9 protein-coding genes are annotated in these 12,582 nt (G+C 48.4%); 3 read left to right on the top strand and 6 right to left on the bottom strand.

The genetic code is table 11. From position 1 onward, the window contains the following. Window positions 1–10: 10 nt before the first annotated feature. From L6J37_RS12995 to prsT, 5 genes are all read right to left on the bottom strand, one after another. The gene (locus L6J37_RS12995) at window positions 11–1,663 is read right to left on the bottom strand and encodes an AMP-binding protein (protein ID WP_225445284.1); all 1,653 of its coding nucleotides are present in this window, start codon (window positions 1,661–1,663) and stop codon (window positions 11–13) included. A 307-nt stretch (window positions 1,664–1,970) separates the two neighbouring features. Beyond that, window positions 1,971–2,453 (bottom strand): CreA family protein, encoded by a 483-nt coding sequence (locus tag L6J37_RS13000; RefSeq protein ID WP_120512930.1) that lies wholly within the window; start codon window positions 2,451–2,453, stop codon window positions 1,971–1,973. An 81-nt stretch (window positions 2,454–2,534) separates the two neighbouring features. Beyond that, entirely contained in the window at window positions 2,535–2,975 is a 441-nt protein-coding gene (locus L6J37_RS13005) for a hypothetical protein (RefSeq protein ID WP_237795393.1), read from the bottom strand. After that, window positions 2,972–3,760 (bottom strand): S1 family peptidase, encoded by a 789-nt coding sequence (locus L6J37_RS13010; protein ID WP_237795395.1) that lies wholly within the window; start codon window positions 3,758–3,760, stop codon window positions 2,972–2,974. Before L6J37_RS13010 ends, L6J37_RS13005 begins: the two co-directional genes overlap by 4 nt. A 68-nt stretch (window positions 3,761–3,828) precedes the next feature. After that, entirely contained in the window at window positions 3,829–6,597 is a 2,769-nt protein-coding gene (gene prsT / locus L6J37_RS13015; RefSeq protein WP_237795397.1) for an XrtA/PEP-CTERM system TPR-repeat protein PrsT, read from the bottom strand. Window positions 6,598–6,798: 201 nt separating this feature from the next. On the opposite strand from prsT, the gene L6J37_RS13020 reads away from it, so the two are divergent. Beyond that, window positions 6,799–8,025: a GNAT family N-acetyltransferase gene (locus L6J37_RS13020; RefSeq protein ID WP_237795399.1), complete on the top strand. Its 1,227-nt coding sequence runs from the start codon at window positions 6,799–6,801 to the stop codon at window positions 8,023–8,025. Here the strand turns inward: L6J37_RS13020 and L6J37_RS13025 are convergent. Continuing rightward, entirely contained in the window at window positions 7,955–9,493 is a 1,539-nt protein-coding gene (locus L6J37_RS13025; RefSeq protein ID WP_237795401.1) for a right-handed parallel beta-helix repeat-containing protein, read from the bottom strand. The two genes, L6J37_RS13020 and L6J37_RS13025, sit on opposite strands and share 71 nt — an antisense overlap. A 524-nt stretch (window positions 9,494–10,017) precedes the next feature. Between L6J37_RS13025 and L6J37_RS13030 the strand changes: the two genes are divergently transcribed. Both L6J37_RS13030 and L6J37_RS13035 read left to right on the top strand, forming a co-directional pair. Then, window positions 10,018–10,977, top strand: coding sequence for a hypothetical protein (locus L6J37_RS13030; protein WP_192016857.1), 960 nt, complete (start codon window positions 10,018–10,020; stop codon window positions 10,975–10,977). An 11-nt stretch (window positions 10,978–10,988) separates the two neighbouring features. Then, a complete protein-coding gene (locus L6J37_RS13035) occupies window positions 10,989–12,455 on the top strand; it encodes an oligosaccharide flippase family protein (protein ID WP_237795403.1) in 1,467 nt (488 codons plus the stop codon). Window positions 12,456–12,582: the final 127 nt, after the last annotated feature.

Below are 12,582 nucleotides of genomic sequence, written 5' to 3' on the forward strand. Positions count from 1 at the left end.
GTTGCGGTGTTTATTCTTCCCACTGGATAAGCTGATCTTTTGGCCACTGACAGCCGGTATCGTGATACTGTTTTTCCAGCACATGACGTTTAATTTTCAGTGTAGGGGTCAGAATACCGTTCTCAATACTCCAGGGTTCTTTGATCATCAGAACACCTTTTATCTTGGCGTGTGATTCCAGTTCTTTATTGATGGTGTCGATTGCCCGGCTCACTTTTTTCGCATATCTGTCCCGGTCAAAATTAGGGTAAGCATGCGCTACCGCCAGCAGTATGGGGGCGGGCATACCTGAACCCACCACACACATCATTTCAATGCCACAAAGTTCAAAGAGGCGTTTTTCAATCGGAACCGGTGAAACGAATTTACCTTTCGCTGTTTTGAAGTTGTCTTTTTTCCGGCCCTGAATTGTCAAAAAGCCTTCTTCATCCAGACTGCCCAGATCGCCGGTATGCAGCCAGCCTTCATCATTGAAGCTTTCTTTGGTTGCGATGTCGTTTTTGTAGTAACCAGAAAACAGGCCTTTGCTACGCACCAGAATTTCATCATCTTCGGCGATCTTGATGTCCACACCCGGCCCCGCACTGCCTACCGTGCCGATCTTGTCGCTACGAAACGGCAGGTTGAGTGTGCCATAGGCATAGTTTTCCGTCATACCCCAGGCTTCGGTGATATTGAGTCCGATACTCTCATACCAGCGCAACAGGGCCGGTGAAACCGGTGCTGAACCGCAGCCTAATACGCGCGCTTCATTCAGGCCCAGTCCATCAGCCAGTTTGCGTTTGATAAGACCGGACACAAAGGGGATTTTCAGCAAAATGTTCAGTTTTGTCTGCGGCAGTTTTTCCAGAATCCGTTGCTGGAACACAGTCCAGAGGCGGGGAACTGAAATAAATAATGTCGGGCGGTGCATTTTCACATCGTCAATGAAAGTATCCAGTGATTCAGGAAAAGCAACCTGCACACCTGCCATCATTGATGTGCCCAGGATATAGACACGCTCGGTGATGTGAGCCAGGGGAAGGTAGGAGAACAGACGTTCATTGTCGACGATGCCGATATGCTCAATGAGGTTCTGCGCCGAAAAAGCAAAGCCACCGTAAGAGAGAATGGCCCCTTTGGGTAACCCTGATGTGCCGGATGTATACACCAGCGACATCACGTCGTTGTCCTGATGGGAAGGGCGCTCTTCACTCGGGTTGTGCGAGTCAATTAACTCATTGAATGAGTGCTTACACTCTGGGGTGTTCGGGTACGGGAAGCTGACAGTGATGATGTCTTCCAGATTGTTACAGACGGTATTGATCGCGCGGTTATCATCCAGCTTACCAATGAAAATCAGCTTGGCTTCACTGTGAGTCAGACAGTGCTCTATGGTGTCTGCACCTGCAGTAGGAAAGACAGGCACGCTGATGTAACTGCCGAGCATCATAGCCAGATCGCAGATATACCATTCAGCGCAGTTTTTCGATATCAAGCCTAGCTTGTCCCCTGGCATGAGGCCTTGCGCACGTAATGCGCTGACAAGGCGTAGTGCCTTATCTACGACCTCGGCATAGGTAAAGTCGGTAAACTGCCGGTTGATGATCTGGCGGAGAAAAATGTCATCCGGGCGTTCTTCTGCCCATTTCAACATGCGTTCATGAGGTAATGCTTGCGTCATGAGCGAATCCCTTAATGTGTTTGGCTGTAAAGGCAAAGTCATTGTAATGTTCCATTCCGTGGTTGTTATTATCTTGTTAAATAATTAAATGCGGCTTTAGGTGGAGCGTCAAGATATTACTGTATTGAATTTGCGGTAAAAATCTAACTTAGTGATCAAAAATAACGGTTTAAGTCATTGAGAAAGCAGGAAGAGATACTGACTAGCTGTACACCTGCAGCAGCTCTGTGAATTGTCAGAGCTGCGATGCAGTATGCATGTGTTTTTGTTACTGAATGTAAACAGTAACCTGAATGAAGGATTTCAGTTACTGTGCTTGTGGTGTGACAGGTGCCTGATACGCTTTGGTTCCCCAGAGTGGCACTGTAGACAGGCTGTGCTTATAGCTGCCTGATGTTTCTTTGGTGGAATAAGACAGATACATCAGTGTCTGGCTGTCGTGGTCAAACACCCGGCGAATTTTCATGGTTTTGAAAAAGACACTTTTCGACTTCTTGAAAACCACATCACCCGATTTCGATTTATCAATAGCGGCGATCATTTCCGGGGTAATTTCACCGGTTTGCCGGCAGGAAATGGATGAATCACTGGGATCTGAAAAATCCAGATCCGCTTCAATACTGGCAATGTGGCAGGTGACGCCTGGTATCAGCGGATCACTGAGCACATTCAGTTTGATGTCTTTAGTGGTAAATACGCCCAGACTGACGTCACCGACTTCGTTGTCTGAACAGCCTGCCAGTAAGGATGCTCCTGCGATCATGGCAGAAAAGAGCAGAGCGCGCTTCATTCAAAGTCTCCATTGTTCTGTAAGAATAGTGAGTGGAACGGTGTCGGATAATAATCACGCTCTCGCGGATTGTGCGTACATTTAGCGTTTTCTACTGCTTTTCATGGCTGCATGCCGTTCCAGGTACCAAGATAGCAATCCGCCCAGCATGACTCCAGAAAGATTTGCCACGGCATCGGAAAAAGAGCTCTGGCGCCCAAGATGAAGAACGCCCTGGAAAACTTCGAGCAGACTGCCAAAAATCATCAGTCCGATCAGCAGGGTAAGGTAGAAACGGTATTGCTGGCTGACACAAAGTGCCAGCATGGCAAAAAGCATATAAGTCAGTACATGAAGCAGTTTATCCAGGCCGGATATGCCGTAAGTATCTAAGTCGGCCAGTGATCCTTTCTCTGCGGCTGGCATTAAGGTCAGCCCTGCGATAGAAGCAGCATACAAACTGAATAGCAGCCATATCCATATCAGTAATTGCCGCTCTTTCAATGAAACATACAGTGAGATCGGTTCAGCATGTTCTCTCATGGTTTATAGCGTGAGCTTAACAGCTGATTCAGGTGCCGAACGGGAATGGCATAAGTGATGGCACTCGGCTGACTCAGTGCGTTTTCTTTGCTGGTTTGCACTAAGACCTTATTGATGACAGCGATGACTTCACCTGTGTCCTGATGGTAGACCGGACTGCCGCTGTTGCCGGGATAGGCCGTGGCATCAAACTGATAGACGACATAAGGGTTTTTCAGGTATTTGAGGCGTGCAACTGAAAGCTCTTTTGCTGTACGGGCCGGTACTGCAATCGGCGTAATGCTGGATACCATGCCTCTGTGTGTCACCGGGTACAGGCCGAGCACTGCACCTATAGGGAAGCCAGTGAAGCTGTATATTTCACCTTCACGCACCGGCCGCGGAGAGAGACGCAAGCTTGGTAAGGGGCTGCCAGTGATTTTCAGTAATGCCAGATCGTGCTCACTGTCACGTGCAACGACTGTTGCGGTGCGGACATCCGGTGAAGTGCCTGTCCCGACAAAGACAACAAAGCCGGTGTTTGTATCCACTTCGATGGAAGTGGGGACAACGTGATTATTGGTGGCAATCAGTGTGCCATCGCCGACGACAAAGCCAGTCCCGATTAAATTAGCCCGTGGTGTCGCCAGTTTGTTGTAAGTGCCGACTCCGACAACTGAAGGTTTAATTTTCGCAATAACGTCTGGCAATGCGGCTTGTGTGTGCGTGGTTGTAAGCAGTATGCAGCCAAGGCAGAACAGAGTTCGCACGATGCACAAGGTGACTCGACGGGTACAGAAAAGCATGATTTTTGTCCTTACACGCTGGCAGAAAAAGGGGTGAACCTATCGCCCCGCACTGCGGGGCGTTGAGTTTACAGCCGGATTTGTTCTTCCAGTTTGCTCTTTAGCATCAGCAGCTTAGGATCGGAAGTCGTCACGCCAATTAAAACTTCTCGCGCATTTTCCTTCATATTGTTTGCCAGCAGACTTTCTGCATAATGAAGGGCGATCTCAGGGTTAGTCTGTGCCTGCTTGTAGGCTTTTTCCAGCATTGGCAGCGCATTGGCGGCCTGTCCTGATTTCAGCAGACAATAACCGTAGGTATCCTGAATCTGTGGGTGCTCCTGAGCCAACCCTAAAGCTTTCGAAGCGCTGTCGCAGGCTTGCGGATATTTTTCCTGAGATAAATACAGCCAGGCAAGATTATTTAAAGCCACGACATTATCTGGCTGTTGCTCCAGAATGCGCCGGTACTGCGCGATAGCCTGTTCAGGCTGTTGCTCAAATTGCAGTTGGGCCAGTGTCAGGCGCAAGGCCGCGGCTTTATCACCGTATTCTTTGATGACCCCCTGCAGAAATGCAATGGCTTCCTCAGCTTGCTGGTTTAATGAATAAGCAGTGGCCACATCGTTGGCGCTGGCGATCCCCGGTGAGGCAGCATAGCGTTGCCGTTGCCATTCAACAGCTCGGGTATAGTCTTTGCGCTGCAGGTAATTCAGGGCTTGTAATCGCATGAAATACGCTTGTGTCTTTACGTTGTCCGGCAGGGCATCCAGTGTGGCCTGGCTGGCGCTGGCATTGTCCAGTTTCAGTTGCAGCCCGGCTTTCATCAGTGAAAAGATCGCCGTGTTCTGAAATAACTGCTCGGCCTTTTCGGCCAGTTGCAGGCTATCTCTCATTTTGTTGTTCAATTCTTTAATCTGGATATTGCGCATATACGCTGGCTGGCTGAGTACATCTTGCTCAAGCCATTTGGTGTAAGCCGGTTCGGCCTGACGGTAGTCGCGCTGACTGAAATAGATATCACCCAGCAGTCGCCAGCTTTGGGCGGTTTGCTGCTGGGGTGTAAGACTAGTCATGAGGCTGAGTGCCTGGTCCGGGTGTTTTTGCAGCATATAACCGCGAGCCAGATCCAATTTCAGTGCGGTATTATCCGGGTGTGCTTCGACCTGAGAAGCAACCAGAGATACAGCCTGGTCAAGTTGCCCACTGAGCTGACCATATTTGTACAGCGTCCGGGTGGTCAGATTCTTTCCCGGGTAATGGGAATAAGCGGTGCGCGCATAACCGAAAGCGGCGTCCATATCATTTTTGCTGGCGGCAATCTGGCCAAGCCCCAAAGTGGCTTGTAAGTTCTTGGCGTCTTTTACCAGTACCTGCTGATAGATTGCTTGCGCCTGATCGGGCTTTTTCTCAATTTGCAGCACCAGGGCATTGAGCATCTGGGCGGTCTGATCGTTTGGATTGCGTTCAAGCCAGGCAGTGACAAGTTGTTTGACCTCGTTGGCCCGGCCTTGTTTTAAGTAATAATAGGCAAGACCCAAATTCGCTTCTGCGAGGGTTGGATCGGTATCGAGAATGCGCTGGAGAGTGTCGACCCCCGTCGTATCATTACTGGCTAACTGAAGCAATCCTAAGCGAAGCTGCTTGCTGGTGGTTGGGTTATGATTGGCTTTTTCTGCCAGAGACATAGCGGCATCATTACGGCCGATTTTGGCGAGTTCCAGGCTCATATCTGAGATAAAGTCGCTGCTCGCTTTGTCTGTGGCATCGAACTGATTCATGGTTTGCATGGCACCTTCAATGTCACCCAGCTTAAGCTGGCTGGAGGCATACAGGCGTTGGATCATATGGTTTTGCGAGACAAAAGGCGCGACTTTTTCAAATCGCTCACTGGCCTGTTCATAATTTCCCTGGTTATAGGCAACGACACCCGAAATCAGGTAAGTGGGCAGATTTCTGGAACCGTTTCGGATGGCTAAATCGGCGTGGACTTTTGCTTCACTCTGTTTCTCTTCGGCGTAAAGAATGGTGGCTTTCAGTTCATTGCTCAGTACGTGACCGCTTAATACCGTCAGCAGATTATCGACATACTTTTCTGCTTCCTGGTACTGCTCTGTTTTCACCAGCGCCTGTGCCAGGTACAGGGTGTTTTGTAAGGCTTTCGGGGCGGTGTCTACAGCTTTGCGATAGCTCTCTGCTGCGGCTTTGTTATGACCCATACTGGTTTCAATATGGCCTTTCAGCAGCCAGGCATCACTGCTGGCGGGATACACTCGTACTATATTGCTGACCTGACTCAGTGCAGTATCATTGAGTTCTCTGGTGGCATCTAAGCTGGCTCTGGCAAGGCGCGTGTAGAGCGTGATCTGTCCGGTTTTTTCGGCTCGCTGAAAGGCTTGTTCAGCGCCATCGGGATCGTTATCGAGCAACAAAGCCAGTGATTCTATCGCGTAAATGTCTGCCAGTGCTTCAGCTTGCTGGCTGCGGGGGCGTTTGGCCAGGTCAATGATATCCGTTGTTTTTTTCTGGGCCAGATAGGCCTGGGCAAGCAGTGGTTCAATCGCGTCCTGCTCGTCGGCGCTTCTGAGTGCTTTATACAATTCTTTTTCAGCACTGGCATAATCGCCCTGGTCCAGGTAAATCTTACCCAGCATCAGCCGGGCCTGATTGGCATCAGGATGTTGCTGTATGGCATTTTTCAGCTCAATAACTGCAGCATTGATTTGATTGCTGCTGAGATAGGTATCGGCTTTGGCCATGTACTCATCGACAGACTGTTCACCACAGGCTGTGAGTGTGACAGCGACAACACCAGCGAGTGCCAGCACATGAAAGGTGGTGCGAGGTAAAAAAGCCATAATCATCCCTGTCAGAATTTTCAGATGGACTTTTTTTAGGATAGTCACATTTTTGACACTGCGGCCAATCGCTTTGACATAAAACGTCTGTTTGTACTCACTGTGCTGATAAAAATAGCCATTAAAGTACCTGAAAAGTGCGTTGCCCTTTGCTCTGCTATGCTTGATGCGAACGGATAAATTACGGCGCAGGGTAGAAAAATGGAAAGCAAAAACAGTTCGATACAGTGCGAATGGATTGTTAACCCCGATCATAAGTGGTTAGCAGGACACTGGTGTGCGCTTGAGGAGCAGGCTGAACCGAACCTGTTTTTGTCCTGGCTCTGGATAGGGACATGGCTGGATTGTTTTGTGGACAACTGTTGTGTTGTTCTTGCCCGGCAAGAGGACAAAATTGTCGGCCTGGGCATTATCGTGATTAAAGAGAAAAAGATTGCTGGTTTGTCCTATGGCAGACAGTTTTGCCTTCACCGGACAGGTATTCCTTCACAGGATCAAATCTGGATTGAATATAACGATTTTCTGATGGACAAGACGCTGGCCAATACCGTTCGTCCATTAATGACAGCCTGTGTGATGTCGCAAATGAACGGGACAGATCTCTTTGAGATTGGCGCCAGTCTGGACGTGGATTTTGTCAGTAACGGACCACAGTCTGTGGCGGCGCATTGTGGTAGCGAAAGGGCAGATAAGCAGGCCGTTTTATCCGGGCTGGCACTTGCAGAAAAACAGGCATTTGCAGAACAAGAGGTGGTGTGGGAGTCGGTCGGCTTTGCGCTGGATTTTGGCCCGCTGAAGGACAAGCAGCAGACGCTTGATAGCTTTCTGTCGCGAAATGCCAGGTATCAGATAAAGCGCAGCCTGAATAAGTACAATGCGCTGGGCGAAGTGAAAATCACCACGGCTTCTTCTGTCACTCAGGGACTTGAGCTTTTCAATCATGCGGCTGAATATCATCTCAGTCGTTGGGGCAGCAAATCAGAACAAAGTGGTTTTGCAAATCCTGGTTTTCTGCATTTTCACCATGAGCTGATTCGCCGCGGGCTGCCTCAGGGGCGGATTGCCATTCACCACCTGCAGGCCGGGGAAGACGATCTGGGGGTGATTTATAATTTTCACCATGCCAACTGGGTACTGTTCTATTTAAGTGCGCTGAATTATGGCTCGGGCGATAATCACCTGAAACCCGGTTTGGTTGCGCACTATCTGCTGATCCAGGATGCCTGGGAAAATGGGGCGCTGGGGTACGATTTCATGGGCGGGATTGCCCGTTACAAAAAAACCTTCGCCAACCGTGAGTGCCGGTTGGCGATCAGTCAGTTCCGCTATCCGCATTTTACCTATTCAGTGAAGAAAGCTATTCGTGCTTTGAAGCGTCGTGCCCTGAAGCGTCGGGTGTTGTCCGAAAGCAGTTCTGACTGTCCTTAAAGGCGCCGGCAAAGGTGTCTTGCACATTGATCGGGTTGCCACAAAAGTCCGAGATACTGTCCCCTTTGGCCGTCACGGGATACTCAGTGGCACTGCGGGTTAATTTGGCTTTGATAGCATCGTCTTTGGGCGAGAAGTTACCTATTGCTGGCGAGGTAAACCAATCATCCAGTTTTTGTTTTTCGGTCAGATAGTCAGGGGAAAGAATCAGATTGTGGGAGGCCGACGCTTTACCCTGGTCGCGTTCCCGTATTTTGCCGCTCACAATGTTATTAATCAGCTCGGCGCTGGACTGAGCAAACCGGACGTCGATGCCCGAGGTATGATAGAAAATGTTGTTGTTGACCAGTGAATTACTGGATTTATTAATGTAAAGACCCACGTCATTGCAGTGCAGGACGATATTGTTACGCACAGTATGGTTATCCCCTTCGAAAGCTATTTGTCCCCGCCGATTCTCCTGCTCCATACCGCCGCCACCTAATGACAGGCCAATCTGATAACCATCATATTTCCGGCTGGTGCTGTTACAGATAACCAGGTTGTTTTCTATGATGCCTTGCTCGTTGCCGCCTTTCATGAAAGCGCCATAGCTGACCTGATTGCCGCCGGACTTGATGAAATCACGAATGATGTTGCGATCGATACTCCAGGCATTGCCATGGTCAAGATTAATGGGAGTCACAGATCTCGAGGTGTCTCTTGGCTGAGTATTGTAAAAGTGATTACGACGAATGATGCCGTTATCAGGAAACTTGTTCGCCATCCGGTTGACTTTGATGGCGGCGTTGAAATCGATGAAGACATTGTTCTGCACCAGGCTGTGATCGGCATCGCCAACAATGTGCAGCGCATGATCGCAATCGGAAGGGGTGGGACAAACACCTTTAAAGGTCAGCCCTGATACCGTCCAGTAGGGCTGATTAATCACAATGCCTTCCAGCCCGTCGAGCTGCAGCAGAACGGTACCCGGCTCTTCTGCCCTCAATACTACGGGACGCGATGCAGAGGGTGTAATCTGGCTGATATTAAGGCGCTTGCTGCTGAAAAAGTAGGTGCCTTTTTTCACGACTATGTCCTGGCCGGGTAACACATCTTCCAGTGCTTTTTCAAAGCTTTGTTCATCAGATACCCAGAGGGTACCGAGCGAAGCGGGCTTGATCGGTTCTGGCTTAGGGCCTGATGATGACCAGTCAGGCCCGACTGATGGCCAGTATTTTGTATCAAATTCGCGCCAGAAATAGGAAGGGCTGGCGAGGTTGCTGGCCACACTGGCAACGGCCTGATTGACAGGTGCCAGGCTTGGAAACTCTTGTTCAATGTGACTGACTGACTGGCGCAAAGCGGCGGGCAGGGTCTGACTTTGTTCGCTCCAGTGTTTAACCAGATACACACCGGCAACAAGGAGGATCACGTGAGCGAGAACACCGATTGTCGCGAGATATGTTTTTATTCCTTTCGAAATCATCAGTCAGCTCCCGGCTATTATCTGCTTTAAAAGTGTGATTAACGTCAAACAATATTCAATATCGAGTATAGGTAAGAATGTTGACATCGGGTGAAGCAAGTACCACAAATCCGCCATAGTTAGTCGGTAATACAAGACTGAATATGGGTAGAGATTGGGTTGCAGCACTGAGATTAGGAAAGCAGAAAAACCGAAAATGTAAGTAGTTAGCCAGGCTGACTGAGGCGAAACCCAGATAGCTGTTTTGAAATTATTCAGGTGGCAGATAAGACAATTTTATGATCTGGCATGGTGGCTCTGTGCTTCATGTGCCATTTTTAACATAGGTATGCCAAGTGACTCAGGCTGCAAGTTACTGAAGTTGATTGTAACGAGCCCCGGAGGCTGTCTGGGGAAAGCACGGTTAGCAGAACCCCTAATTATCAGCGTACTGCATCAGCGTACTGCATCAGCGAAATGCCGCTTTCGGATAAAGCGTTCGGTGAGTTCAGAAATGGTGGCGTTGCAGCGAATCAGGAGAAAAGATGGACGTTAAACTACTGGTAGTGATCCATGCTGAGGAAGAATTTGACTGGGATCAGGGATTTAATAGCCGAAATACTGCCGTTACGCACCATCATGCCCTGATCCCTTTTATGGGGGAACTGATTGAGACTGGCGCTAAGATCACCTTGGCCATGGACTATCCGTTTGTTGAAAGTGCCGGAGGCAGGGAGGTGATAGCCCACTACCAAAGCAACGCAGCGCAGTGTGTTGAATTTGCCGCGCATTTGCACCCCTGGGTGAATCCGCCCAATGTCTCTCATGATCAGTCTGTGACCGACTTTGAGTCTTATCCCTGTAATCTGGCACCGGATCTTGAGTATGAAAAAATAAGCAGGCTGACAGAAAAAATACAGGCGGTGTCAGGGGTATCTCCGGTTACGTATCTGGCGGGACGATACGGTTTTGGCCCTGTTACCAGTGAACATTTGCGCACATTGGGTTATCAGGTCGATCTCAGTATCAGTGCTTACTGTGATTTCAGCCATCAGCAAGGGCCTGATTTCAGTGAATATACCAATGCCCTTTTTGTTGAAAATGCGATTCGGCATATTCCGCATACCAGTTCTTGGCTATCCGTTTCCAAGCGGGTTGCAAAAAAGGCCAATCAGTGTCCGGCCTGGTGCCGTACCTTCAATAGCAAACACCTTACCCGTTTCATTGCAAAGGCTCTTCGTATAAGCAGGCACCGTTTGTCGCCGGAAGGCAATGATCTCTCCCAGCTTCAGGCCATCACGCAAGCTCAGATGGCAATAGGGCAAGACGTGTTTGTACTGTCTTTTCACTCCCCCAGTCTGGTGGCCGGAATGACACCTTATGTGCCCACCACCAAAGATTGCGAGCGACTGAAATACACCACACGGCGCTATATTGAGTGGTTTCTGCGGGAGCTGAACGGTGAAATTGTCCTGGCGAAAGACATGGCAGTCAGCCAGGGATAAGGCAGAAACTTATGGCAGATCAGTATTCCCAGGCGATTTTTTCGGGTGCTAAGTGGTCTATGATCACTATTTGGTATAACCGCTGTATCGGGCTGATCAGCACCCTGGTGCTTGTGCGTTTACTGTCGCCGGAAGATTATGGTATCGCCGGGTTCACTATGTTTTTTGTGTATTTTTTCATTGCACTATCAACGGTGGGGACCAAAAGATATGTGCTGATGGAAGATATGACTGATGAAAATAAATTGCACAGTATTTGGTCTTTGAATCTGCTGTTTCGTATCGTGTCTGCGTTTTTTTTATTTCTGTCGGCAGACTGGGTAGCTGTTTACACCAGTGAGCCAGAGATAGCAGTGGTCATTCGTGTTGTCAGTATTATTCCCGTTATTCTTGCTTTTCATAATGTCGGTATGGATCTGTTCGAAAAAAACTTCAATTTTAAAATGGAAACCATGATGCTAATGGTAGCGAAAACACTCGGCAGTGTGTGTACCATAGCGGTTGCGTTAATTATCGGTAATTACTGGGCTTTAATTGCCGGTGTTATATTGATGGCCGTGATTGAAGTGATCACCAGCTATATTTTTTGTCCTTTTCGGCCCCGCTGGTGCACACAGTACTGGAAAGAACAGTGGGTTATATCTAAATGGCTGTATCTGGTTTCTGTGTCTGGTTATATGCGCTCCAGGGTAGATATGCTGCTCTTGGGTAATATTCTTAACAGCCGCAACGTCGGTTTTTATAATATGGGGCAGGAGTTTTCCTGGCTGCCTTTTACTGACTTTCTGGCCCCGATGAATCACGGAGCATTTTCCGTGTTTTCAAAACTGAAAGATCAGGACAGCTTACTGAAAGAAAGATTGTATTCGCAAATGGCATTGTTAATGTTTCTTGCTATGCCTGTGTCTTTTGGGGTATGCGCCATTGCGGAGGATTTTGTCTATGTCGTTCTCGGAGAAAAATGGATTGACGTTATTCCAGTCATGCAGAATTTGTCATTCTTAATGATTGTGATGACTATGTATATGTTAATACAAACGGTATTGATCTTAAAATCCAGGATGCCGCTGTTATTTAAGTGCGATTGTCTGGCAATTTTGTTAGTGATTGGCAGTTTTTATGGTAGCGGCTACGACGATCCTGACAGCCTGTCTTTTGTTCGCTTACTGGTTGGCGGTATATTTCTGGTGTGTGTGACAACTGTGTTCTTGCTTGTGATCAGGCTGCAGGCCAGCCGTTTATTGCCCGTTATTTTTGTGCCGTTTTCTGTTTCAGTATTGATGTATTTCAGCGTTATTGCTGTGGTATCTGAAATAGACAGCCATTTCTGGGGTTTACTCCTGGGTATAGTAACAGGTGTATTAGTGTATTCGGTTTCTATGCTGGCATTATTGCCGGTTTCAATCAGAGTGATTCCGGAGTATCGAAGTATACAAGCTAAAATAGGAAAAATAATCAGAACCCCTATGTTTGATTAACGTCAGTGAGGGTAGAAGAGCGGATGGATTTTCTCTATAGCGATTGAGAGTGACTTAATTAGTTGCATAATAATCTACTGCAACTGTTAAGATCTGTTCGGGTCACTGATGACAAATTATTCATAGT

The sequence above is a fragment of the Photobacterium sp. WH77 genome (assembly GCF_022014395.1).
Classification (GTDB): domain Bacteria; phylum Pseudomonadota; class Gammaproteobacteria; order Enterobacterales; family Vibrionaceae; genus Photobacterium; species Photobacterium arenosum.

Coding starts and splice junctions, on each gene's coding strand:
- L6J37_RS12995 (WP_225445284.1), bottom strand. CDS start 1,663: ATGACGCAAGCATTACCTCATGAACGCATGTTGAAATGGGCAGAAGAA.
- L6J37_RS13000 (WP_120512930.1), bottom strand. CDS start 2,453: ATGAAGCGCGCTCTGCTCTTTTCTGCCATGATCGCAGGAGCATCCTTA.
- L6J37_RS13005 (WP_237795393.1), bottom strand. CDS start 2,975: ATGAGAGAACATGCTGAACCGATCTCACTGTATGTTTCATTGAAAGAG.
- L6J37_RS13010 (WP_237795395.1), bottom strand. CDS start 3,760: ATGCTTTTCTGTACCCGTCGAGTCACCTTGTGCATCGTGCGAACTCTG.
- prsT (WP_237795397.1), bottom strand. CDS start 6,597: ATGGCTTTTTTACCTCGCACCACCTTTCATGTGCTGGCACTCGCTGGT.
- L6J37_RS13020 (WP_237795399.1), top strand. CDS start 6,799: ATGGAAAGCAAAAACAGTTCGATACAGTGCGAATGGATTGTTAACCCC.
- L6J37_RS13025 (WP_237795401.1), bottom strand. CDS start 9,493: ATGATTTCGAAAGGAATAAAAACATATCTCGCGACAATCGGTGTTCTC.
- L6J37_RS13030 (WP_192016857.1), top strand. CDS start 10,018: ATGGACGTTAAACTACTGGTAGTGATCCATGCTGAGGAAGAATTTGAC.
- L6J37_RS13035 (WP_237795403.1), top strand. CDS start 10,989: ATGGCAGATCAGTATTCCCAGGCGATTTTTTCGGGTGCTAAGTGGTCT.